Raw genomic sequence first — 24,694 nt, 5'->3', positions numbered from 1 at the left:
CAATAACTTTTTACTTTAAGGGAACTACAAAAGTTATGATTAAACAACTTAAGAAAAGAAGTTTTAGCTTTTTTGGAAGCCTTCGCATTCCAGTTTGGTTTATTCTTACTGCCCTGGCAATGGCTCTGGTAGTGGTTGTAAGTAGCTGTAGCAATTCAAGTTCAAATCAAACACAAGATTCTAATCAAACAGCCAATAAGCCAGCCGCTATTAAAATTGACTATGCCTATTACAACCCAGTGAGTCTGGTTTTAAAAGAGAAAGGTTGGTTAGAAGAAGAATTTTCCAAAGACCAAGTAAAAGTCGAATGGGTTCTAAGTTTAGGTAGTAATAAAGCTTTACAACTTCTCAATAGCCGTAGTATTGATTTTGGTTCGACAGCAGGTGCTGCTGCTTTAATTGGTAAAGCTAATGGTAACCCAATCAAATCTATTTATGTTTACTCCAAACCAGAGTGGACAGCATTAGTGACTACCGCTAATTCTAGTATCAATAAAGTTGAAGATTTGAAAGGTAAGCGGGTTGCTGTAACACAAGGAACTGACCCTCATGTTTTTTTACTAAGAGCCTTGGATAAAGCTGGGTTAAGTGTCAAAGATATTGAGCTAATTCCACTGCAACACAAAGATGGTAAAGCCGCTTTAGAGAAAGGGGATGTTGATGCTTGGGGAGGCTTAGACCCTTTAATGGCTCAAACAGAACTTGAAAAAGGTTCGCGCCTCTTCTTCCGTGACGCTAATCTAAACACGTATGGAGTTTTGAATGTAAGGGAAGAGTTTGCTAAGGAGTATCCTAGCTACGTGGAGCGGGTATTAACCGTTTATGAAAAAGCCCGGAAGTGGTCTGTCGATAATCCAGATGAATTGAAGCAAATCTTGGTGAAAGAATCCAAATTGACGGATGCGGTTGCGGCTAAGCAACTCGAACGTACTGACCTCTCTAACTCAGTAATTGGTAAGGAACAAGAGACAGCAATTAATGCAGCAGGCGATGTGTTGCTCAAAAGTGGTGTCATCAAAAACTCCGTGAATGTTGGGCAAGTTTTAGGTGACTTGATTGACCCTCAGTTTGTTGAAAAGGTTTCTAAGAAGTAGAGAGAATTTAGATGAGCAAGCCTTTGAATCACTCTAATGGTCATTTAGTCAAGACTACTTCTATTTCAACCACAGAGCTACCGCAATATCGCAACAAGCAGAAGCGGAAAAAGCGTTCTAAAGTAAACTGGACAAAGGGGCTAATTCTACCAACTGTCTTAGTAATACTGTGGGAATTTTTAGCCCAAGTAAATTTTTTTCCTCCTAACTTACTGCCAGCGCCTTCAACGGTAATTGCAACTATTGGAGATTTGGCATTGAGTGGAGAACTATTCGAGCATATTGGCATTACCCTTTATCGAGTTTTCTTAGGATTTTTGATTGGTAGTGTTTTTGCGACCATTTTGGGGGCTTTGACAGGGTATTCGCGGCTAATTCACCAACTTTTAGATCCCTTACTCCAAGCTTTGCGGAATATTCCCTCATTGGCTTGGGTTCCTTTGTTTATCTTGTGGTTGGGGATTTATGAAACTTCCAAGATAATGCTGATTGCCGTAGGTGTTTTCTTTCCTGTCTATCTGAATTTAATGAGTGGAGTTCAAGGAGTCGATCGCAAGTTAGTTGAAGTGGGTCGGGTTTATCGGCTTAACGGTTTTCAATTAATTCGACGAGTGTTTTTACCCGCAACTCTACCGTCTTACATTGTTGGTTTGCGTAATGGTTTGGGGCTGGGTTGGATGTTTGTGGTTGCCGCTGAAATTATGGGAGCAAGTAAAGGACTAGGGTTTTTGTTGGTAGATGGCGAAGCCACAGGGCGACCCTCCGTTATTATTGCTAGCATTCTGCTTTTTGCGATTTTTGGCAAATTAACTGATGCCATCTTAGCGACAGTGGGAAAACGCTTACTACACTGGCAGGATGCTTACGCCTCACGATTATAAAAGGGAAGAGGATGCTACAGATAGAAGGGGTAAACAAAGAATTTGATAATGGATTTACGGCTTTAGATTCTATTAATTTAGCCGTGAATTATGGTGAAATTATTAGCTTGGTTGGAACAAGTGGGTGTGGGAAAAGTACGTTACTTCGGATAATTTCAGGCTTAGATTTCCCAACATCAGGAACGGTGTTTATTCATAATCAACTAATAACAGCACCTCACCCAGAAATTGGCATCATTTTTCAAGAAGCGAGATTGATGCCTTGGTTAAGTGTGCAAGAAAATGTGAAGTTTGGATTGTGTCATCTACCCAAATCTGAGCAAGCAAAATTGACGGGTGATGTTCTTGAAAAAGTGGGATTGACGGAATCTTCACAGCTACTACCTCGTGAACTTTCGGGCGGGATGGCACAACGGGTTGCGATCGCACGCGCCTTAGTCACAAAACCCTCGCTCTTATTACTGGATGAACCCTTTAGCGCCTTAGATGCCTTTACACGCATGAAGTTACAGGAGCATCTGTTGCAGATTTGGGAGTATGATCGACCAACGCTGATTCTTGTGACTCATGATATTGAAGAGGCTTTGGTATTAAGCGATCGCATCATTGTCATGCGAGGTAATCCAGGTCACATTCATCGGGAATTTCAGCTAGATTTGCCCCGTCCCCGTAAGAGAACGGATATTCGTTTTCAGTATTGGAAAGAGCAGTTGTTGGCTGAATTAGATTTGTCACCGACTCAACAATCCTTGGTTTAATGCAGCTAGAGGGCGATTCAAACTTACAACCAAGTGACTTGCGATCGCTCATGCAATACTCGACCATAAATTCCCTCAGTTTGCTTGGCAAGCTTAGCCCAACTAAAGCGGCGATCTAAATCTTCATAGGCATTATCAATCAGCCATTGGGCATAACCAGGATTTTTCAAGACTTCTAAAATACCCCAGGCAAGGGAGTCAGGGTTGTTTGTCCAGGTAACAATACCCGTTTTGGTGTGTCTTACCACTTCTGGCAAGCCACCTGTATCTGAGACAACCACGGGGACACGGGCAGCGAAGCTTTCTAGAGCAACAATTCCAAAGGGTTCATAAAGACTAGGGAAAACCGCGCAATCGGCAACAGTCTGAAATCTATCTAGATCTAGATCAGACATAAAGCCAGTGAAATAACATTTATGACCAATGCCTAAATCCCAGGCTTGACGCTTGAGGTGGTCAGTGTTACCACTGCCGATTATCACAAACTTGGCATAGTCTCCTATTTCTTGCAGCACTTTTGGGGCAGCCTTCAGCAGGACAGAGACACCTTTTTCATAAGTCATGCGACCGACATAATAGACAATTTTCTCGCTATCTTCAGCAAAGCGACGGCGAAAGTTACCATGATCAAAGTTGGGAACGCGGTGTTTCTTTTCGGGTCGAATGCCGTTGTAGACGACATCAATTTTGTCCCAAGGCGTTTCTAATGCCCGTTCGACTTCCCGCCGCATGTAGTCAGTGCAAACAATCACTCGCCAAGCATCGAAGGCAAGCAGTTTTTCTTTACCGCAGATGTAGTGCTGAGTATTGGTGTGGATGCCGTTGTAACGACCAAATTCTGTAGCGTGGATCGTCGCAACGAGTGGGACTTTGAAGTTATGCTTAAGTGCGATCGCAGCATCCCCTACTAGCCAATCATGGGCGTGAATCAAATCAAACGGACCTTCCTCTAAAATCAGCTTACCGCCATGAAGCCCCATGCTCTCGTTTAAGTTCACAATCCAGTGGAAGAAGTCATGGCTGGGGGCTACGGATACCCGATGAATATAGACCCCATCCACTATTTCATAGAGAGGCGCTGCCCCAAACTCGACAGTAATTAAATGAATCGAGTGCCCTAGTTTCACTAACTCTGGATACAACTCTGCCACATGGCGAGCAATTCCCCCAACAATACGGGGTGGAAATTCCCAGGCAAGTACCAGAATCTTCATGATCTCCTATTCCCCGAATTTATACAGATTTACAAATTTATATATTTTCAAATTTTATTAAAACTGCTGAGAAAACCGCATCTCCTCGTGGGTGCGGATGAGAAGCGTCTCTTTAGCTAATGGCTAATAGTCCATTACTAATGCAGAAAGCCGAAGGCAGAAGGCTTTTATGTTTATCACAAGTACGTGGTTGTTTGGTCCCTTAAATTTGTCCTAACCTTTATGGCTACAGCTATATCAGGAACACCCTTTCCAATCCAACACAAAGAAAGGGCGATCGCCTTCCTACTTATCTCTTCAAAAAGCGATCGCCTTGCTCTAACTATTCCACCTCATCAGCGTAAGCCGCGCAGTTGGTAGGTAATGCCTGACGGTAGCAAGCGCCACCCTTGGTCTTAAAACCTGTCTTAACCTCCAACTACCGATAGCTGCTCACTAAAGTAAGCCTCTCGTACTCGTTCGGCGATTTGCGAACCGGTTAAACCTAATTCGGACTTAGCCTCATCTGGCTTAGCGTGTTCAACTAATTGATCAGGAACACCAATGCGCTTCACTGGCACCACAACATCATGCTCCATTAAAGCTTCAGTCAGAGCCGAACCGAAACCGCCCATGATGCAACCTTCTTCTAGCGTCACTACACGACCAATTCGCTTCGCCAACGGCACAATCAAGTCCGTATCGAGAGGCTTGACAAAACGGGCGTTAACTACCGTTGCTTCAACACCATGCTCACTGAGTATTTCAGCCGCTTGCATTGCGGTATGTACCATTGAACCATAAGCAACCAGTAGCACATCGTCACCACTCCGCAATAGTTCACCCTTACCAATAGGAATGGCTTCCCAGCCTTCTTCCATTAGGGGAACACCATAGCCATTACCGCGAGGATAGCGCATTGCGATCGGACCATCATGGTTAACGCCTGTAACCACCATTTGCTGCAATTCTGCTTCATCTTTGGGAGCCATCACAACAATATTGGGTAGGCAGCGCAGGTAAGCGATGTCGTACATTCCTTGGTGAGTCGGGCCATCATCACCCACAATTCCAGCACGATCAAGACAGAAGAAGACTGGCAGATTTTGAATACAAACGTCGTGAACAATCTGGTCGTAGGCACGTTGCAGGAAGGTAGAGTAAATTACGGCAACAGGACGCATCCCTTCGCAAGCCAAACCAGCAGCGAGAGTAACAGCGTGCTGTTCCGCAATGCCAACGTCAATGTATTGGTTGGGCAGTTTGCTGGCGAGTTTGTCTAACCCTGTACCCGTTGCCATAGCTGCCGTAATGCCCACGATTTTAGGATTGTTCTCCGCGAGTTTGACTAAGGTGTGGGCAAAAACTTTGGAGTATGAAGGTGGCTTAGGCTTATTAGAAGGAATCGCTTTGCCAGTAGCGAGATTGAAAGGACTTTGAGCATGGTAGCCCACTTGGTCTTTTTCGGCGATCGCATATCCTTTCCCTTTCATCGTCGCCACATGCACCAGCACTGGACCATCGTGCTTGTGTGCCGCTTTAAATGTAGAAAGTAAGTCGCCCAGACTATGACCATCCACAGGCCCCATATAGGTAAAGCCCAACTCCTCAAACACCGCACCTACTTTAGGCACAGCTAAGCGCTTCATTCCTTCCTTGATGCGTTCCATTTCTGGAGTTAGTGACTCGCCAACAAAAGGAATATTCTTAAACTGCTCTTCTAAATTATCAGCCAGAAATTGCACCGGGGGACTTAGCCGGACTTTGTTGAGATAGCGAGGAATTGCGCCAACATTGGGCGAAATCGACATCTCGTTGTCGTTTAAAACGACTAGGAGTTTGGTATTGGGTAAATGACCAGCATGGTTAATCGCTTCTAATGCCATGCCACCTGTAAGCGCCCCATCACCAATAACCGCCGCAACTTTAAAGTTCTCACCCTTAAGGTCTCGTGCCAACGCCATCCCCAGCGCCGCAGAAATACTGGTAGAAGCATGACCTGCGCCAAAATGGTCAAATTTGCTCTCGCAGCGTTTCAGGTAACCCGCAATACCATCCTTTTGCCGCAGCGTGTGGAATTGGTCATACCGACCTGTGATCATTTTGTGGGGATAAGCTTGGTGACCGACATCCCAGACAACCTTATCGTGGTCTAAGTCGAGGGTCTGATATAGGGCTAGTGTCAATTCCACAACACCTAACCCTGGCCCTAAGTGACCACCACTAGTAGCGACAGTTTGGAGATGCTTCTCCCGAATTTGACGGGCAATTTGCTCAAGTTGACGAATCGACAGACCGTGCAGCTGATTCGGATGAGTAATTTCACTTATATGCATACGAGCGTATCTTTAGAGTTGCTACTGGATTTTTTAGGTATCCCTTTCACACTCTAAAGTATCTAATAATTTGACCCCTTAAGAATCAAGCGCCATGGATCTACTGTCAAGTGTCCTTTACTTGAGCGGCTTTCCCTTGAGCTATTTGATAAAAGTCACTCTGCCTGTGACTTGACAGATTTAGTCAAGAACTACAGGAAGTCTTGGGTTTTCGCCAGTAGGGGCACAAATAATTCATCAGTGTCAACTTAAGAGGCTTGGCGGTTAGAAACCGCAGCTACACAAACACGCACCTGCCTACGCAGGTTAAATAATTGTTGATTTTTCATTAGTCCGCGCAGGCGGACTTCGTTTGTTTAGCCGCGACTTCCAGTCGCTCTTGTCTTAAGCTACAACTTCTAAAACCCTATTAGTCCCTAGCGACTTTGACTTTATAGAGAATAGGTTCTTCCTGTTCACGACCATCATCAACTCGCAAGCGATCGCATCTGATTGACAAAAGTTGCTGAACACTATCTACATCTACTATATGGCTTGAATGAATCTCCAGATAAGCATCTGATGGAGCCTCAAACAAAAGCCGTTGTCCTGGAAAAACAACCTGCTCAAACGACCAATCAGGTAGCTTTTTACTAGTTGCTACTTGAACATTGCTTGTTGCATTGAAATAGCAACAGAGAATGAGATTGGAACGTTGAGAACGTACAGAACTAATGGTTTTATTCACAACTGCAAGTCACGTAGTACAAGATTACTGCTACCGAAAAAGTGGTATCTCCCTCCACTTTCTCCAAACATATCCCTATCTAAACAATTGCAACGCCGATGAAAGCCGGTTGAAAGTCTAGCGTTGCTGCAGGCAAGTTACTTTACACAAAAACAACTTAACCCAACCAACTAACTCCTTTAGTTGATTGAGAGGTTCTTAAACTGCACCGACAAGTTCGCCTAATTCAAGGTATAAGCCTATCCTATATTTATCTTCCTCAAGTTTAAGCCCATCTGTCTAAGGGTATAGTTCTGTAGGGCTTACGCACCGTAACGCCAGTTCAAGGGCTTGAGATTCTGACACTCTTTCCTCGAAGAGCTGGCTAATGGGTATAGAGCTATGGGTTACCCGAAGGAAAGCGATCGCCTACAGCCAAAAAGCCTTTTTCCAAAGTCAGAGTATTTGGACTTGTGATTAATTTTGTCTAACTATTCAGCGTAAGTTACGTTGCCTCAACTCTGACGCTGTTGTAAAGAAAGAGGTTATCGACCAGATTGTTCAACTAACTTCTTTAATCGTAGATATGCCTCCTCTGGCGTGAGAGGCGAACTTTCATTTTCATTAGGAATGTAGAACTGTTGGCTATCGGGGAAGTAACGTACAACGAAACTGGGAATCAGCCCTAAATCCATTGCTTTTTTCCCAAGCCCCACGGCTGTTTCTGACAGGGTAAATTCATCATGAAACGGAGCCTTACTCATTGTTCTCTCCCAATAATTCAGTGTGTTGTTCTGGATACACGACTAACTATAAGTGATATCAAGTCTGTTGTTTCTCCCAGTATAGTGGTGCAATTAATTGTATTCCTACTAACGTTCTATAGTGCTAGTGGTAAATTGCAAAGACTATCAGCTAAATTATTCACTTAGTAAGAATGGTTGGACAAGAGGATTGTTAATTAGTCCTTAGATACGCTTAAGGTTGTCAGAAGTGTAACTTTAGACTACATATACTCACCAATCGTGATTAGCAAACATCTTCCTAAAGTAACATTCTATTTTTCGGACATTGTTGTCAAAATTATGTAGAATTACTTTTCTATTCTTCGCTTAAGTATCGAACCTCAATCGGTACAATAGAGAGGTCAAAAAATCACGCTAATGATGTCAGGGGTATGCATACAGGTTTCTTTGAAGCAATGACACAGCCTGTTGCGGGTCTGACCCTACTTGTTTTCATGGCTGCGTCTTGCCCATTACCTGCGATCGCGCAGTTACCAACACTACAGCAGGGGCAAATTCCAACTCGCTTAAATAACAGCGTTGGACAGCCTCAGACAGCTTATGTTATTGGGGGAGGCGATCGCCTTTTTATTGATGTCTTCCAGGTAACTCAGTACAGTGGCGAGTATCAAGTACCGATTGATGGTGTACTGTATCTACCCCTAATTGGCGGCATCTCTGTTCAGAACTTAACGCTGGAACAGGCAACGAATGTCATCTCCTCGGCATACGCGGCTTTCCTTAAGCGTCCCATTATTACTGTAAGACTGCTTTCTCCTCGTCCCCTCAACGTTTTTGTTGCTGGAGAAGTCAATCGTCCAGGTTCCTTCACGATTAACCTAACCGGAGGTGCTGGGGATAATCCGGGTGTTCAGTACCCAACCTTAACTGAGGCAATTCAGCAAGCTGGGGGAATCACCCTAGCGGCTGATATTAGTCAGGTTCAAGTCCAGCGCCGACAGTCTGGAAACCGTGCCGACCAAGTCTTTACGGTTAATTTCCAGCAACTCTTGCAAACGGGTGATCGCACTCAAGATTTGACCTTACGAGATGGCGATACAATCTTTATTCCGACCTTAAACACAGTTAATCTCCAAGACACTCGCCAATTAGCCACCGTTAGCTTCGCCGCTGATTTGGACAAGCCACGCACCGTTGCCGTTGTCGGTGAAGTAAAGCGTCCCGGTTCCTACATTCTGGTGGGAACTGCAACTCAAAACAATAACTCGACAGGCATTACTGGCGGCTTACCTACCGTAACGACTGCCATTCAACAGGCTGAGGGAATCCTCCCTGAAGCCGATATTCGCCGTGTTGAAATTCGCCGCTTGACCAAAACGGGCGGTGAGCAAATTATCAGTGTTAACCTCTGGGAACTCTTGCAAACAGGAGATATCTCTCAAGATGCCATCTTGCAAGAAGGAGATACCGTTGTTGTTCCGAAAGCCACAGAGGTGACCCCCGCCGAAGCCGTTGAAGTCGCAACGGCTCGCTTTTCTCCCGCTACAATTAACGTGAGTGTAGTTGGGGAAGTGGCAGAGCCAGGTACAATTCAGGTTCCACCAAACACAACGTTGAATCAAGCCTTGCTAACCGCTGGTGGATTTAGAGGTAGTCGAGCACGTCGTAGTACTGTAGAGCTGATTCGTCTTAATCCTGATGGTACAGTGATCAGAGAAGATGTACCCATTAACTTTGCCCAAAACGTTAATGAGCAAACTAATCCGATACTACGTGAAAACGACATAATTGTTGTAGGTCGCTCTAGTAGTACTAGGTTTACAGATACATTAGGACTATTATTGAATCCCGCTGGCTCAGTTCTTGCGGCGCTTTCGATTCCGGATCGAATCGCAGGACTTCTCGAACTGCTAGGAATTATAGACAGGGATGACGATGATGACGATGATTAACGCACGACTTTGTCGGGAGTAATGTGAAAAAGTATGGATACCGAACGCGACTATCAAATGTTTTCACAGAGGCAGGGTGGCAAGCTATCTGATCCCATAGCACAAAGCCATGCGCCTGAGCCGGAAGAGAGTAGTGGACATACACTGGATCTGGCTTGGCTTTTTGCGGTAGTTCGTCGTCGCGCACCTGTGATGTTCGCAGCATCGCTGGCTTTAGGGACGTTAGCTGGCGGCTATATTATTTGGAATGCCAAAAAGACTCCTCCCTCCTACAAAGGTTCATTTCGGGTTTTGGTAGAACCCGTCACGGCAGAGGGGAGGCTAGCGAAGCTCTCGTTACTTGCTCAAACCGGTAACAATATGGGTGCTTCAGAAATCTCTAAGTTAGGAATTGAAAACTCTGACTTAGTAGATTATGAAACTCAAATTCGGGTCCTCACAAGTCCCAAGCTGATGACTCCGGTGATTAAAGAGTTACAAGCTCGGTATCCAGATATTACTTACGATTCAGTAACGGGTAAGTTAGAGATTGCCCGCATCAGTTACGAAAAAGATGGCAAACAGCAAGGCACCAAAATTTTAGGTGTTACCTATGAGGATAGAGATACAGAGAAAATTGAGTTTGTCTTAGATAAACTGGCACAAACGTACTTAAGCTATAGCAGGGATGAGCGTCTAGCTAGTCTACGTCAGGGAATTCAGTTTATCGACGAGCAACTTCCAGCTCTAGAGAAGAAAGTTGATACACTCCAAGGAGAACTGCAAAAACTACGTCAGCAGTACACTTTAAATGAGCCAGGTACAACAGGAGAAGCTTTAACTGAGCAAGCTCGATCTCTGAGCGCACAGCGCGTTGATCTTCAAGCAGAACTGGTTCAGACAAGAGCAGCCTACGAGACTCGACAAAGACAGCTTAGTGAAGATAATATCGTCTCCGTTCTGTCGAGCGATCCTAATAAGCCAGACACCTACAGCAATCTGATCACAGAGCTTCAGAAGGTAGATACGGAGATTGCCCTTCAATCTTCGCAGTTTCTTGAAAATAGCCCACCGATTCAAGATTTACGGGAAAAACAGCAAAATTTACGGACTCTATTAACTCAAGAAGCAAAAAAGAGTTTGGACAATATTGCTGGTCAAATTCAAGAATTAGAAGCACGCGATCGCTATCTTGCCCAAGCTGAAGCTGAGGTTACCGAAAAAGTTAGAGTCTTCCCAACAGTTTTGCGTAGGTACTCTGATTTAGACCGGGAATTGCAAGTAGCGACAGAAAGCCTCAAGCAATTCTTAGAGAAAAAAGAAACCTTGAGGCTAGATGCGTCCCAGCGGGAGATTCCTTGGGAAGTTATTGCACCCCCAGAATTACCGCGTGATCAGGCAGGGGAATTCATCCCATCTTCTGCAAAACAAACAAAACGGCAACTTGCGATCGCAGGTGTTTTGAGTATCCTGATGGGGATTGGCATTGGTTTCATCGTTGAAATCCTACACACCGTATTCCACACCCCCGATGAAATCAAAGCTGCTACCAAACTCCGGTTATTGGGAGTTATTCCCTTTGCCAGAGAACTCAAAAAACTTGACAAAAAAGCCAAAAAACTTCCCCCAGCCTTGTTAGGGCAACTTGGTACGCCTGCCTTGATACCTGTATCTAAGCAAGCCCCAGACGAGCAAGCCACTGTCTTTTTAGAAGCGTTCCGCTCTCTCTACACCAACATTCGCCTTCTCAGTGCCCGCAAACCAATTCATTCTTTGGTGATAGGTTCAGCACTCAGCAGTGATGGTAAGACAACGGTTGCCGTACACCTAGCACAGACAGCCGCTTCCATTGGTCAGCGAGTATTACTCATTGATGCTGATTTGCGTCGTCCTCAACTCCATCTCCGCCTCGGCTTACCGAACGATCGAGGACTCACTGATGTGATTACAACAGATCTAAGTTTGAATGATGCAATTCAACACTCATCTGTTGAAGATAACCTCTTTGTCATGACTGCAGGTCAAGCCACATCCGACTCAATTAAACTCCTCTCCTCAGATAAAATGCAGTATCTGATGGAGCAATTCCAAGCCTTTTTCGACTTGGTGATTTACGACACACCACCGCTGCTGGGACTTGCAGATGGCAATATCCTAGCGGCAAATACCGATGGCATCGTTCTCGTTGTCGGACTGGAGAAAACTGACCGTTCACTGCTCAACAAAGCATTAGAAGGCTTGAAAATTTCCGGTGCCCCTGTTTTGGGTGTTGTTGCTAATGGGATTAAGGGTTACTCGTCTGAATCCTATGCTCCCTATGTGCGGCAATATCAAACTGTTGAAAAGTAGTAAGCTCTCACGCCTTGATAAACTGCACCCTCATTAGTACCGATAACACCTTGTGCAGGGGGACTGGGGGCGGCAATCTGCCCCCAGTGGGGGGATTGGGGGGCAACGTCCCCCAATCCGGGTTTAATTACAACGACTATTTTTCGCTTACTCCTTTCCCGCCAGAAGAATACCTATTGTATTTCCACGCAAAATTAAGGTTTGAGCCATCTGGTAGTAGGTAATCTTAGACCGGGAAGGGAGTAAGTCAGCACCATTCCCCTTAAATCATCGAAGCTGAACCGCACTGCCAACTTTTGCTACGGGAGAACGATTCGCATCAGCCGACAACTGTAGAATTCGCGCATCGAGCTTTTGCGCCACATCACCAATTGCTGCCGTTGGTTGTCCACCAGTGGTAGGATACATCACTGCTGTAAACGCCCCCACATTATTGCGGCGAAACGCAGCAACATCTACACGTAGCGGTTGACCTTGCATCTCCATCGCCATTGTTAATCCAGTTGAAGCATTGGCTAGGTTATTGAGTTCTGGAAGCGCTTTATATTCAGTTACCTTCAGCCCCCCAAAGTCTTTTAACTTTTCCTGCAACTGGCTTAGCATCATTTGCTGGACTTCTGGCTTCTGTTGCTCTTGCAGATTAGCATCGAAACCCGCCTGTTCCGACTGATTCGGGAGTTTCCCCGTAAATCCCAAAACGATTTGGAAGTTTTGCTGATTGACAAAAGCAAAGAAGTTTTCGGGTTGTAGGCTATTTTGTCCTAGTTGTTGCCTGAGAACATCCAACCGAGAGGCAATCATAGTCGCCACTTCTGGAGGCAGTTCGGTAAATCCAGGCGGTAAATCTTCGAGAGTCAAGGCTGCCTGTGGCGTGGCTTGTTGTTCAGCCGCAATTGGAGAAATAATTTGGGAGGTGGTCGGCTGTTGCTGCGAAACAGTTGGTGCTGTTGGTGTCGCAGCTTGGGCAGGAACCCCAGCCAAAATGACACTCGTTAACACAGATAAGCTCAAGGATAGTCTTTTTGGCATTTCAGTTCAGGAGCAAACTTTACTTTGTCGTTGGCTATTCGCTCATCGTACTATCGTCACTTTCCAAGTGAGTACATCAGCGAACACCAGCAGAAATTTTCGTCTAGCTAAACATGATGTGCAATATTCATCTCTTGTTCCCCAACTGAGTACAGGTCACCCTAAAAGGGGTTCGGAATTCACAGTGGCAACAACTACAGGTAATCGCTTAGCTAGGGGACGCATTCCGAACCTCATCAATGACGAGTGGTACTTAGAACATACGAGTAAATTCTAGGTAACAACTTAAGCTTCAATCACAACCCGAAGATTTCCCCGCTTCTTAGCAACACGGCAAGCCGTCGTATTACCCGAACGCTCGAATTCCAAATCCAGTAGAGTTGGACCGACTCTCAAATTGTGCAGCGACAAACTATTAATCGACGCTGGCAAAGCTGGGTCAATAATCCGCAAACAGTTATTCCGAGCATCCGGTACCAAATTCACCATCATTTGCAACAACTGGAAGATGCTACCAGTTGCCCAAGCTTGGGGAGAACAGGCGACAGGATACTTCACAGGAGCATTATCTGGAGTACGCTCATAGCCACAGAAGAGTTCTGGAGGACGCAGGTAGGGCTGTTGTAAGGTCATATCAAACAACCCCTGCGAGAGTTCCAGAGCCTGATCGATCAGCCCAAGCGATCGCAACCCCAACGCAATTAGTGAATTATCATGAGGCCAAACAGAACCCACATGATACCCCATCGGATTGTACGCAGGTGACAAGCTACTGAGGGTACGAACCCCCCAGCCATTAAACATATCCGGCGCACGTAAGCGTTCCGCCACACTGTAAGCTTTTTCGGGTGAGAGGATACCAAGATTGAGACAGTGACCAGGGTTAGAGGTAATGCTGTCTACCGGATTCCCATCCCCATCCAGCGCCAAGGCACAGAAATCCTCTTCTTCCATCCAGAAATCTTGGTTGAATCGGCGCTTGAGGTCTTTTGCCTCATCTTGCCATCGATCTGCCAAATCAAGCCGCTTCTTCAGTCGGGCAATTTCACTCAGACGGATTTTGGCAGCATAGACATAAGCTTGCACTTCGCATAATGCGATCGCACCCGTTGCCAACTGCCCCTTGCGATTGACAATACAATCTCCGGAGTCCTTCCATCCCTGATTCGCTAAGCCTCGCTTTGAGTGACGCTCGTAACTGAGGTAGCCTGTCTTGCTACAGCTACGGTCGATCCACTCCATTGCGCGTTGGGCACTATTCCACAGACGCTCCAAGGTTTCAGTGTCGTGCGTCCAAGCGTAGTATTCAGCGTAGAGCATCAACCACAGGGGTGTAGCATCAACGGTGCCGTAGTAAGGAGTATGAGGAATTTCTTGGCAACGTGCCATTTCACCCATCCGTAACTCGTGCAAAATCTTGCCGGGTTGCTCATCGCGCCACTCGTCCTCATTCTTGCCTTGGTAATCAGCCAAGATTGTTAGAGTTTCACGAGCAATCGTTGGATCGAGCATCAGTATCTGCGAGGCGGCGATAATTGAGTCACGCCCGAACAACGTGGAAAACCAAGGGACTCCTGCTGAGAGTACCTTTCCTTTGCCAAAGGACTGCCGTAGTAGATAAACATCCTGCTCAGCACGCTCGATTACTCGATTAAATGTATTTTTGTCCGAGCGAATCTGGGTTACCTGTTGATGCCATTCTTGGTGTTCTAATAACTCAGCGGCTTTTGCCTGTATTAGGGTTACTGGCGCACTGACACTAGAAGTAGGGCGATTATTCGTCAGCATCTGAAGCCGATAGCCTAGTGTTTGCTTCTCGTGAGTATCTAACTCCAGTTGCCAAACCGCCGTGTAACCCGTCAAGTAGTCAGGGAGGCGATGAACAAACTCAATGCGAGATTCCATCACAGCGCCATCTAAGCCTTTGTAAGCGAGCGACAACTCAGATGCGATCGCCTTTAAGTAAGACTCTTCTCCAGACTCCTCTTGCCCCTTGTGTAAACCGCGTAAAAGCTGTCCTTTATGTTTGCGACCATAACCCCGAACTACAAACAAGTCCACAAAATCCGCATCAAAGCTCAAACTGAGCTGAAAGCGAATCGGACTGGTGCTGTAGTTAGATACGGTGATTTCTTCAAACAATGACCCATTTAGGACAAGTTCTCGATGAATCCCAACCGTGTCAGCTCTTAGGGGAGCAAAATCAAAAACAGATGAATCGTTTAGTTCCTCATCTGGCTCTAATTTATCCCCTCCCTCTAATCGTGAGCCTCCGTCCATGCTGGGATTGGTACACAGAACAGACAGAGCAAATCCTTTGTCAGCCGTGCTGCTAAGCAACACTGGCGAATGTCCGTTAATTTGTAACTCCAAGCGGCTGAGAAACCGTGTATCGCAGCAGAATAGCCCCATGCTAGCGTTCGTGTCATCTCCTAAACACCCAGCAATATTGCCAAGCGTATCGGTGACCAGAAACAAGTCATTATCTTTAACTGTGAGCGTTGGTTGAGGACGCTCACTCAGAACACAAGGCCATTCCGGGATAGGAAGTTGGTCAGCGGGGACAAATGTTTTACCATCTAAATTCAACGTATCCGTCGTCATACCAAATTTTCCAGTCAAAGGTAGAGTGGTCTGAGGCTATGGCTTTGTTGCACCGTTATCGGTTGTCAACGTTAAGAGTGCGACAACACTTACACCTTGTTCATTGAGACGAAAGCGCTTTTAACAAACACTTTAAAGATACGTCCTTGACAAGGCAGACATTTTTTCATCCAGAAATGTTGAGACAGTTTCCCGACGCCGATGCCGCTACGCAGGTGAAGATATGGTGGAGACATTCAGCAATAGTAGATGCCCACGAAAAGACTCGCCAGTTGACAATTGCCTACAGGCGCCGAGGGAGTTGTCTTTTCACTGGTACGATATTTTCGTCCAGACTTACTCTGTTACAAATGTAATCGAATTAGCAAGACTGGCTGAGCAAAGATAAGGTCTGTGACGAGACTTAATATTTGTACACAAATGGCTTCCCCCTAAGCATTTGCACCCAGAACCATTTTGTAAGCCCGTTCATACTCATTGACCATTGACTTGACGCTAAAGCGGTGTGAAACGTAGTTTCGACAAGCGTTTCTGTCTAGTTTCATCGCCTCTGGAACAGCTTGGATCATTTCTTCCAAGGTGTGGCAGACATATCCAGTCTTACCATGAGCAATCACTTCCGGAACTGAACCTAACGCCATACCAACCACGGGAGTCCCCATCGCCATTGATTCAATCATCACCAAACCGAACGGTTCACGCCAAGTGATTGGAAACAGGGTAACTGTTGCCCCTCCAAGCAGATTCGCTTTCTCTTCGTGAGAAACTTCACCCAAATACTGAATTTGTTCGCCATCAATCAGTGGTTTTAGCTTCTGGTGATAGTACTCTCGGTCTACTGGGTCAACCTTACCTGCCATTCTCAGAGGTAAGCCAGTAGCACGAGCAATTTTAATCGCGTCTTCTGGTCCTTTTTCCGGTGAAAGGCGTCCGACAAAAGCAAGATAAGTAGGTTTATCTGGTTCTGCTTGAAAAGGATAGACCTCTAGATCAATGCCGTTGTAGACCGTGTGAATGTAATTTAAGCCAAGCCTAGGTTCCCGCTGAGCTTCACTGATACTGATATAGGGTTGCCATGCAAATTGCCGGAACATTTTCTCATTATCAGGGGTGAAAATGCCATGCATTGTGTGTACTGTAGGGGTTTTTACAAAGCCACAATAAGGCAAAGCAGCATAACCAACGTGGGAGTGAATAATATCGAAATGATGCGCTTGGTGGTAGATTTGCGCCAGACTCATTTGCTCATAAAGTCCAGGCTCTTTAATGTTTTCATCTAATCTCAGCGCCCGTTCATGAACTGACTTTAAGTGAGCGGTTGTGATGGAGTCACCAGAGGCAAATAAGGTCACTTCATGACCCCGTTGAACTAATTCTTCTGTCAACAAACTGACAATTAACTCAGTTCCACCGTAACGGAAAGGAGGTACACGTTCCCAAAGGGGAGCAATCTGAGCAATCCTCATAGAGATCCAAAAGCAGTAGTAATGGAAAGGCAGTCAAAATCATACCATTCGTGTACTTAGACGGCGTTTGAGGAACCGGAAGATGAACTCAGCAAACTAGCGCAGTGTGGCGGAAATAACTATCCAGTTGGACATTGGTTAAAAAGCTTATCTTACAAGCAATATTCATAAAAGCCTTCTGCCTCCTGCCTTGTGCATAAGAGCCTTCTTGCACTAGCGACTCCTCAATCTCAGGTTTTGCAAGGTACTATTCTTCGCTTCCTAGCCCTAACTTGCGTTCCCTAAGCTTCAAGAGAATTTCAGCATGAACTTCACGAGTGAGGGGATAGAAGTAGGCGAGAACTAGACCACAAAGTAAGAAAAGCGTAGGTAGTGGCCCAACAACTAGGCGGATAGCGAGCAGTGCAGAACTCGGTTGCTCTGGTACGGGTTGCCCCGCTTCAGATTGGATTAATCCTGCCATATCAAGGGCTTGTCCAACTACGAACAGACCAAGCGCTAAACCGACTTTTTGTAGTAATACCATAAATGCGTAAAAAATCCCTTCACGCCTTTGTCCAGTGTTCAATTCATCCAACTCAATGACATCCGGTAACATTGACCAAGGCACTAGATAAGCCGTAGCGATGCCAAAGCCTGCCAAGACGAACAGCACATACATCAGAGCCACTTGATCTCGTGGCAAAAAGAACAGTCCGCCTTGAGCTAAAATCCATAAGCTCATGCCCATAAAGTAAACGGCTCGTTTCCCAACGCGCCGACTCACAGCATTCCAAACAAACAGCATAACTAGTGCAACCCCTTGAACAACCAATGCGGCAACGAAGTAAGAATCTTGGCGCATCCAGTTAATTAGAAAGTAAGGAATAATCGCAGCCGTTAGCTGGAACGCTAGCCAGGAAAATAGATAGATGCCGATGACGTAGATAAACGGCCGATTGCTAAAGGCAATTTTTAACTGCTCGAAAAACGGTATTGATTCAACTGAATCAACGGCTTGCTGGCTGTCCTCGACTACAGACGGCTCTCCTGCGGTTGGGTCAGTGGTTCCCCAAATACACCAGTACATCGGCAGCACAGAGAGAACTGTACAGATCAGTGCCAAAACTAGATATTGTTGTCTGCCATCGGGAATGATTTGAAAAATCACTTGACCGAGGGCAAGTGAAAGAAGACTACCCCCAATGGAGAAAGCAAAGCGAAAACTAGTCAGGGTTGTGCGTTCGTTATAGTCTGGTGTCAGTTCGGCTGTTAGGGCGGTGTAGGGGAGATTAACACCAGTAAACGCCATGTTGAATAAAATACTGACAATCACGTAGTACCAGAACAATGCCCACTGGTTTGCCTCTGGGTTACTGCTGAACGAGGGTACAATCCACTGAAGAAAGAAGAAAACACCAAAGGGAATGGCAGAAAAAATCATCCACGAATGACGCCGTCCCCAGCGAGAACGAGTGCGATCGCTTAATACTCCCACTATTGGATCATTCACCGCATCCCAAACCTTACCGATTAACAGAACTGTCCCTGCCAATCCTGGGCTTAGTCCGGCAACATCCGTGAGGAATATCAGTAAGGAGAAGGCTAAGAGGGTAGCAGTAATTCCAGCACCCATATCTCCAGCACCATAAGCCAGTTTGGTGCTAAGACTCAGTTTTTTTGATGAAGGGTCAGGAGGGGAAATCTCACTCATTGCAGCTTCTTTATCTTTAGGAGTAACGAGAACATAAAATCGCACATCGCTAACATAACCTCTGGCAGTGGTTCTACTCCAAGCAGAGGAATATAAGTTAAGCGTTGTAATATTTTGTTTACTCTCATTGACGCTTTTCTGGATGCTCCTTATGCCCGACCTTTACATTTCTTGGTCAGAATACCATCAAAAAATCGAACAGTTGGCTGTCAAACTCCATCAGGCTAACTGGGATTTCAACCAGATTGTCTGCATCGCTAAGGGAGGGTTAAGAATTGGCGACATCCTCTGCCGACTATACCGCAAGCCGCTAGCCATTCTCTCAGCATCTTCTTATACAGGGCCAGAAAACCGAGTTCGAGGCTCAATCACCTTCTCTCGACACTTGGCAATGACCACTGAGTATTTAGGTAGTCGTGTGCTACTGGTTGATGATTTAGTTGATTCGGGCATCAGTCTTCAAGAGTCGATTCGTTGGTTAGAGCGTAATTATAGTGGTGAAATTGAGGAGATTCGTACAGGTGTCCTCTGGTACAAAGATTGCTCAGTGATTACTCCTGATTACTACGTCGATTATTTACCGGATGATCCCTGGATTCATCAGCCGTTTGAACGCTATGAGCAAATGACTCCTGCTGAGTTGGCACAGAATTATCTCGTTGGGGAAGTGTGAAATACCGATTAGCTTAACAACTTAGTGCAAAAAGGCAGAGGATTTGGCGCGGAGGTCGCCAAATATCGCAGAAGGAATATTGCTTGAACAGTAGGCTTTTTAACCTTTTTTAACTGGATAGTTATTTGGGTCGTGCTGCACTTAATTACTCCGCTGAACCTTGTGGTAAAGGTTCAGGTGGTACGGAATTTTCAACGGTGAGGTCAAGTTGATAATCCACTGGTGCTGCACCCTCGTTAACAACAACAAATTCATAGAAGCCCGATTCTGGGAGTTGTCCTGACCAAGTGCGATCGCCTGAATCTTCTAGGAGTTTTGTTTTGCCAGTGGGACTGTAGAGCGAGAATAAGGCTTTCTCTTCAGTAGTAAGATTCGCCTCCATAACCTGACCCTCTGAGAGACTAGCAATAAACGCTTTCCCTTCTCCGGGTTTTAAGTTACCACTGACTTGTGTACCAGAAGCTCCTGGGTCAAAGACAATGCGCTCAAAGGCAGCACCCGATTTCATAGTCTCAAGGGTATCAGCAACAGTGGCTTGCCACACCTGACCAATGGGAAGCTTGAGAAAATCCTTGCCCCGTTGGTCAGGGAACGCTCGAAAGAACTTGGCATCAGTGAGGTCATAAAGAGTACGGCTACCAATGTGCAGTTGATTGGCTTCAGCTTTCCAGCGATCACGATCCGCTTCTGTATAGCCTCCTAACTGCAGCCGTACCCCTGGACTCAGTTCATATCGCTCTAACTGCCCTAATAAATTAGCCGCGATCGCATCCCACTGGGATCGCAACTGAGCATCTTCTGGTTCTGTGCCCAATACCCGTCCCCGTTCTTCGGGGTTCTGTGTCCAAAACTCCTCATTCACTAAATCTGCATAGAACTCATAGCGAATGCCAAGTGCAGTACGACGCTGCTGCAATACTTCCTTACGTCGTTGTTCTTCAGGGGAAAGTTCTGTCGTGGGTTCTGGTTCAGCGTTGTCCGGTGAGACAACAGGATTACTCGTTGTTGGTTGCCGCTGACTATCATCCGGTTGCGTCTGGGACTGTATCCACCAATTACCAGCGCCCCAGCCAACACCACCAGCAATTGCGATCGCAACAAACACGAGCGAAACTTTCCCTAACCAGCCTGATGACTGATTACCACTTGCACTAGGTACTGGTGTCTCAACCGTCGGGGGAGAACCCTGTTGATTCCAAGGGGCTGGGGCAGGAGCAAAGGCTACAGTGGCTTGTGTTTGCGGTACTGGTGGGGGCTGAGTCGGTGGATAGGCAACCGGAGGTGATGGTAGCGGTGCATTCAGCACTTGCAGCACTTGAGCCGCCGTTTGAAAGCGATCTCCGGGTCTGGATTGCAGCATTCGATCCAGTACACTTCCAAGCATCGGGCTAAGGTTGACCTCGTGCCGCCAATCCCACGTTAATGTCTGCGGATTAATTAACTGCTGGGGTTCCTTGAGTGTGAGCAACACCAATACGGTTGCGGCGAGGGCATACAAATCACTGTGGGGAGAAACGACTCCTGCTTGCATCTGCTCATGAGGCGCATAGCCAACTTTACCCAAGCGAGTCGCAATTGCAGGCATTCCATTAGCCCCTTGTAACCCCACAAACTGCGAGGCAACGCTTGCTGCTACTTGCTTGACACCACCAAAGTCAATTAATACTGGCAGCCCATCCGTACTTCGCAAAATCAGATTATCGGGAGAGATATCGCGATGAATCACCCCTAGCGAGTGGATGTACTCCAAAACGGGCAGAAGTTGGAGCATTAGCTGCGTCACCTCAGCTTCATTAAACCTTAGTCCCTGACGCCTCCGAGCATCAATTAAGGCGTAGTAGGTTTGACCAACAACATAGTCCTGTACCAAAAATAAGAGTCCTTTGTCCCCTTGCTTGAAGCGGAACAACTCTCGAAATTTGGGGATTTGCGGGTGTTGTAGCTTGTAGAGAACACCCGCTTCCCGCTCAAAAAGTTCTGCGGCTTTTTGCAAGCCATAGGTACCTTGCACTTGCGGGGCAAACTCCTTTAGAACACAAGGTTCATTGAAGCGATTGAGGTCTTCTGCAATATAAGTGCGTCCAAAGCCGCCGTGTCCCAACTCCCGAACAATGCGGTAGCGATCACCTAACATCATTCCAGGTGAGATACCTTGGAAAACACTATTGGACAACTGTTCGCCACACTGGACGCAAAAGCGACTACCAGAGGGATTTTCGTGTCCTTTGCTGCAAAAGTGGGACTTCATGTACTTAGAGTCTGCTACACGGATGAGCGCGAAGGATGTTCCACTAGACAGCGATTCATCCCAATGAAGGAAAAAAAGTGGCATCAGTTGAACAAGCCATGTGGCGATTGTAACCTTTCGATTTTAAGTGATTGATTTGAGCCACAGTGACTTGTTACCGGAACTGAATCACATTCGGCTACCTCGTGCTTGTTACTTGCGATCGCGAATTAGCAAGTTCGCCATAAGCCCCGCGTTTTGAATAGTTGTGTAATCCCTCTCTCAAGAAAACAGAATAGTTTCTTGAGAGAGGGATTAGAACTAGATGTTGTCCGGCGTGCTGTTCAGGCGAAGCGACTCTCGGAACAGATTCTCAATGAGCAAGGGTATCTCTACGCTATCAAAGCTCAACTTAGCAGTCTAGAACGCGATCGCTAATTGCCTTAAGCAATATGAAGCGGCGATTCTCTAGTGCAGTGGGGCAGAAATAACTGACCCGTAAACATCTCTCATCTTCCCCTCCCCCTATCTCCCCATCATCGGGCGAAGTGGTCAGAAACTTCTGCCTTAATGCAGTGCATCAAGGCAGAAGGCAGGAGGCAGGAGGCAGAAGGGTTTTATGAATATTGCTTGTAAGGTAAGCTTTTTAACCTTTTTCAACTGGATAGTTATTTCCGCCACACTGCACTAGCTTGAAAACAAGCAGGGAAGCAAGGGAGAGAGAATTTCAGCAACAACAATCTACCAGGTACGAGACACTGAATTGGTTCTAACCTCTTCTACCTGGCGGTTTACATCATTGAGAAAGACTTGGGTTTCCTCTACTAAGCCACTCAGGCGTTGACACTCTGGGTTAACACAAACCTCATTATTACCTGGATTTCTCGCATACCGTCGCGGACCAACAGGTTCAGGTGCAGCGGCATTACAGCAGTTCTCAGAGGCTCTTTCTAGTGCTTGGTCAAGGCGCCGGGCATTGTTGAGAATCTCTGGATCAAGTTCACCATCACCCTCAAATATAGGTGCAGTATTATTCCAGACATTGGTTCCTGTAATATCGGAGTTGTTAGGAGCCTGCTGAGCGCTGACAGGAACTGCAATTAACCCACTGCTAATGAGTGATGTACTAATGACCAAACCGATTAATTTTCTTGTATGCATAACTCTCTCACTACCACGCTTATTACTTAAAACTTGAAAGCAAAACCAGTGCCTAAGACAAATCGAGGGCCATCTCCCGCACCAGCAAGATCGCGGACGGCAGGAGTAATGACGAGAGGGATGTTTTTAAAGGGTGCGATCGAAACCCCCACTCCTAAATCTTGCCCACTCCATTCAGCAATTACACTCACGGGTTCAGCTACACGAACAGCGACGTTGCCGAAAACGTTGATACCGTCACCATCAGCGACATCATCTTCAGGTTGGAACTGTCCTGTGCCGACACCCGCCGTAATCGCGACTCGGCTAAAGGGCAAGTTGATGTTGTCTCGTGTCCGGATGACTTTGGAAACGACTCCATAGATCGAGTCTTCAAAGTCATTATCATCGCCAATGTTTAAAAAGCCATTCCAGCCAGCAGCGACAGCGAAGTCATTGGGCAACTGACGATGCACTTTGACATTAAAGCCGCCACTACCAAAGTCGCGGTTTGAGCCAAAACTTGCGATCGCATAAGATAGCTCAACACCCACTGCTTCACGCGCATCCCCTAAACCAATTCCTACACCCAGCGCCCCATCAGCAACATCACTATATCGGGTTCGATTTTGATAGGTAGCGCTGATAAATCCTGTATTATTGTCGGCACCAAACGCTGTTGGAATGACGATACTCAGTGCTGGTGAAGCGCGGAAGTCTCCCTCAAGTTCTAGGTTTTCCAACTCACGCAACTGATTCTGTAGCTCGTCTACTTCCACACAAGGTTCTCTGTCTGTCGGTATAGCTTGTGCTAAGAGTGTTCCATTCTTAACACAGGGTTTAGCCGTTGTTGATGTTCCTTGTGCTACAAGTTTTTCGGTTGCTTGAGGATTGGCTGTCTCTTGGGAGGCAACACTGTAGCTGTTTTGGATGCGTATTGGATTCTGATCAGGAGACGGAACTTCCAATAAATCTCGCGCACTGTAGCTCTGTACTTCACCCAGAGTTGCTGAATCTACCTGCGATGCAGAGGGTGGCAGTGATGGAAGCGATCGCTCTTCTGGGGTTGCTTTCCGTGCTAGCATCACCTCGGTTTCTGGCGCTGCAATTCCAGCGTTTCTCGCTATAGATGTGGGACTAAGAACAGATGGCTCAACAACTTTTGGAGTTTCTCCTTCAGACTGAGCAACTGGCAATTCTGAGGTGCGGGATGATTCCAGTGTAAACTCCTGTACGGCTACAGATTCTGGAGAAGCAATTGCCAAACGCGATCGCTTAAGCGTTGCTTCTTTTGTTTCCTTTTCTTCCTTCGCCGCAGGTGCAACAAGATCACCAGCCTCTTTAGTTCGAGGCTCATCGGTAATGTCTGCATTGGTTATCGCCAATGCTTGATGGCTTAAGTCCTGAGTTCCAAGGGCTGCCAGGGTATAAATTGCAACACTAGGGACGCGCCATAGCGACGAAGCCAACCGATTGTCAGATTTTTTAGGCAAATCGCTTAGCTTAGGTTCCGCTTCATTTTTGGTAATCCTATGATTAGGACATAAATCTCGATGATGAAAGTTAGAGACAGACTTGGCGGGCACAAACACTCTCCCAATCAAACGTGCTGTCCCTTTATACAGAAATGCCGCTAATTATCAGGACAATCCCAAAATCCTAAGCTTGACAATAATTTTATTTTGTGCTTCATAAAATCGTTAAAAAACAACCCCTTCGCTTTTGTCTTACTCAGAGGATAGAGGGAGAAAAGGCGATCGCTTTTCGTAACATTTGTTGCAGTTAGCGATCGCACTTACTATTCCAGGGAACTGGCTAGTAGACTTCGGCGGAAGTTAGGCTACTATTAATAGAGCCAATCTAACGTA

General features: G+C 46.2%; 20 protein-coding genes. 9 read left to right on the top strand and 11 right to left on the bottom strand.

Annotated features, from left to right (window positions below; all coding sequences use genetic code 11):
* Positions 1–35: 35 nt before the first annotated feature.
* The 3 genes from AC5JL3_RS07055 to AC5JL3_RS07045 are packed head-to-tail and all read left to right on the top strand — an operon-like array spanning position 36 to position 2,733.
* Entirely contained in the window at positions 36–1,094 is a 1,059-nt protein-coding gene (locus tag AC5JL3_RS07055; RefSeq protein ID WP_496073804.1) for an aliphatic sulfonate ABC transporter substrate-binding protein, read from the top strand.
* A gap of 11 nt (positions 1,095–1,105) precedes the next feature.
* Positions 1,106–1,975 (top strand): ABC transporter permease, encoded by an 870-nt coding sequence (locus AC5JL3_RS07050; protein ID WP_496073803.1) that lies wholly within the window; start codon positions 1,106–1,108, stop codon positions 1,973–1,975.
* Positions 1,976–1,986: 11 nt separating this feature from the next.
* The gene (locus AC5JL3_RS07045; protein ID WP_496073802.1) at positions 1,987–2,733 is read left to right on the top strand and encodes an ABC transporter ATP-binding protein; all 747 of its coding nucleotides are present in this window, start codon (positions 1,987–1,989) and stop codon (positions 2,731–2,733) included.
* Between the two features lie 23 nt (positions 2,734–2,756).
* Here the strand turns inward: AC5JL3_RS07045 and AC5JL3_RS07040 are convergent, their stop codons facing one another.
* The gene (locus tag AC5JL3_RS07040) at positions 2,757–3,947 is read right to left on the bottom strand and encodes a glycosyltransferase family 4 protein (RefSeq protein WP_496073801.1); all 1,191 of its coding nucleotides are present in this window, start codon (positions 3,945–3,947) and stop codon (positions 2,757–2,759) included.
* 222 nt (positions 3,948–4,169) lie between these two features.
* Between AC5JL3_RS07040 and AC5JL3_RS07035 the strand changes: the two genes are divergently transcribed.
* Positions 4,170–4,307 (top strand): hypothetical protein, encoded by a 138-nt coding sequence (locus AC5JL3_RS07035; protein WP_496073800.1) that lies wholly within the window; start codon positions 4,170–4,172, stop codon positions 4,305–4,307.
* A gap of 47 nt (positions 4,308–4,354) precedes the next feature.
* Here AC5JL3_RS07035 and dxs read toward each other — a convergent pair whose 3' ends face one another.
* The 3 genes from dxs to AC5JL3_RS07020 all read right to left on the bottom strand — a co-directional run bounded on the left by dxs (position 4,355) and on the right by AC5JL3_RS07020 (position 7,732).
* Positions 4,355–6,262 carry a 1-deoxy-D-xylulose-5-phosphate synthase gene (gene dxs, locus AC5JL3_RS07030; RefSeq protein ID WP_496073799.1) on the bottom strand — a complete coding sequence of 636 codons (1,908 nt, stop codon included), beginning with the start codon at positions 6,260–6,262 and terminating at the stop codon, positions 4,355–4,357.
* Between the two features lie 409 nt (positions 6,263–6,671).
* Entirely contained in the window at positions 6,672–6,989 is a 318-nt protein-coding gene (locus AC5JL3_RS07025; protein ID WP_496073798.1) for a DUF1830 domain-containing protein, read from the bottom strand.
* Positions 6,990–7,513: 524 nt separating this feature from the next.
* Complete coding sequence (locus AC5JL3_RS07020) at positions 7,514–7,732, bottom strand: hypothetical protein (protein WP_496073797.1); 219 nt, start codon at positions 7,730–7,732, stop codon at positions 7,514–7,516.
* 437 nt (positions 7,733–8,169) lie between these two features.
* Here AC5JL3_RS07020 and AC5JL3_RS07015 point away from each other — a divergent pair, with 437 nt between their 5' ends.
* Complete coding sequence (locus AC5JL3_RS07015) at positions 8,170–9,666, top strand: SLBB domain-containing protein (protein ID WP_496073796.1); 1,497 nt, start codon at positions 8,170–8,172, stop codon at positions 9,664–9,666.
* Positions 9,667–9,699: 33 nt separating this feature from the next.
* The gene (locus AC5JL3_RS07010) at positions 9,700–11,994 is read left to right on the top strand and encodes a GumC family protein (RefSeq protein WP_496073795.1); all 2,295 of its coding nucleotides are present in this window, start codon (positions 9,700–9,702) and stop codon (positions 11,992–11,994) included.
* Between the two features lie 267 nt (positions 11,995–12,261).
* On the opposite strand, the gene AC5JL3_RS07005 is transcribed toward AC5JL3_RS07010, so the two are convergent.
* On the bottom strand, positions 12,262–12,993 hold the full coding sequence (locus tag AC5JL3_RS07005) for a hypothetical protein (RefSeq protein WP_496073794.1): 732 nt from the start codon (positions 12,991–12,993) through the stop codon (positions 12,262–12,264).
* Here AC5JL3_RS07005 and AC5JL3_RS07000 point away from each other — a divergent pair.
* Positions 12,977–13,300 carry a hypothetical protein gene (locus AC5JL3_RS07000; protein ID WP_496073793.1) on the top strand — a complete coding sequence of 108 codons (324 nt, stop codon included), beginning with the start codon at positions 12,977–12,979 and terminating at the stop codon, positions 13,298–13,300. The genes AC5JL3_RS07005 and AC5JL3_RS07000 overlap by 17 nt on opposite strands.
* Positions 13,301–13,308: 8 nt before the next feature.
* On the opposite strand, the gene AC5JL3_RS06995 is transcribed toward AC5JL3_RS07000, so the two are convergent.
* From AC5JL3_RS06995 to AC5JL3_RS06985, 3 genes are all read right to left on the bottom strand, one after another.
* Positions 13,309–15,627: an amylo-alpha-1,6-glucosidase gene (locus AC5JL3_RS06995; protein ID WP_496073792.1), complete on the bottom strand. Its 2,319-nt coding sequence runs from the start codon at positions 15,625–15,627 to the stop codon at positions 13,309–13,311.
* 431 nt (positions 15,628–16,058) lie between these two features.
* Complete coding sequence (locus tag AC5JL3_RS06990; RefSeq protein WP_496073791.1) at positions 16,059–17,093, bottom strand: glycosyltransferase family 4 protein; 1,035 nt, start codon at positions 17,091–17,093, stop codon at positions 16,059–16,061.
* A 247-nt stretch (positions 17,094–17,340) separates the two neighbouring features.
* Positions 17,341–18,786, bottom strand: coding sequence for an MFS transporter (locus AC5JL3_RS06985; RefSeq protein WP_496073790.1), 1,446 nt, complete (start codon positions 18,784–18,786; stop codon positions 17,341–17,343).
* A gap of 151 nt (positions 18,787–18,937) precedes the next feature.
* Here AC5JL3_RS06985 and AC5JL3_RS06980 point away from each other — a divergent pair, with 151 nt between their 5' ends.
* The gene (locus tag AC5JL3_RS06980; RefSeq protein ID WP_496073789.1) at positions 18,938–19,459 is read left to right on the top strand and encodes a phosphoribosyltransferase; all 522 of its coding nucleotides are present in this window, start codon (positions 18,938–18,940) and stop codon (positions 19,457–19,459) included.
* Positions 19,460–19,604: 145 nt separating this feature from the next.
* Here AC5JL3_RS06980 and AC5JL3_RS06975 read toward each other — a convergent pair whose 3' ends face one another.
* Positions 19,605–21,791: a protein kinase domain-containing protein gene (locus AC5JL3_RS06975; protein ID WP_496073788.1), complete on the bottom strand. Its 2,187-nt coding sequence runs from the start codon at positions 21,789–21,791 to the stop codon at positions 19,605–19,607.
* Between the two features lie 198 nt (positions 21,792–21,989).
* Between AC5JL3_RS06975 and AC5JL3_RS06970 the strand changes: the two genes are divergently transcribed.
* Positions 21,990–22,124, top strand: coding sequence for a hypothetical protein (locus tag AC5JL3_RS06970; RefSeq protein ID WP_496073787.1), 135 nt, complete (start codon positions 21,990–21,992; stop codon positions 22,122–22,124).
* A gap of 303 nt (positions 22,125–22,427) precedes the next feature.
* Here the strand turns inward: AC5JL3_RS06970 and AC5JL3_RS06965 are convergent, their stop codons facing one another.
* On the bottom strand, positions 22,428–22,847 hold the full coding sequence (locus tag AC5JL3_RS06965) for a hypothetical protein (protein WP_496073786.1): 420 nt from the start codon (positions 22,845–22,847) through the stop codon (positions 22,428–22,430).
* Between the two features lie 26 nt (positions 22,848–22,873).
* On the bottom strand, positions 22,874–24,412 hold the full coding sequence (locus AC5JL3_RS06960; protein WP_496073785.1) for a hypothetical protein: 1,539 nt from the start codon (positions 24,410–24,412) through the stop codon (positions 22,874–22,876).
* Positions 24,413–24,694 lie beyond the last annotated feature (282 nt).

The sequence above is a fragment of the Symplocastrum torsivum genome (genome assembly GCF_059505465.1).
This window is presented reverse-complemented; position numbering and strand designations above follow the sequence as displayed.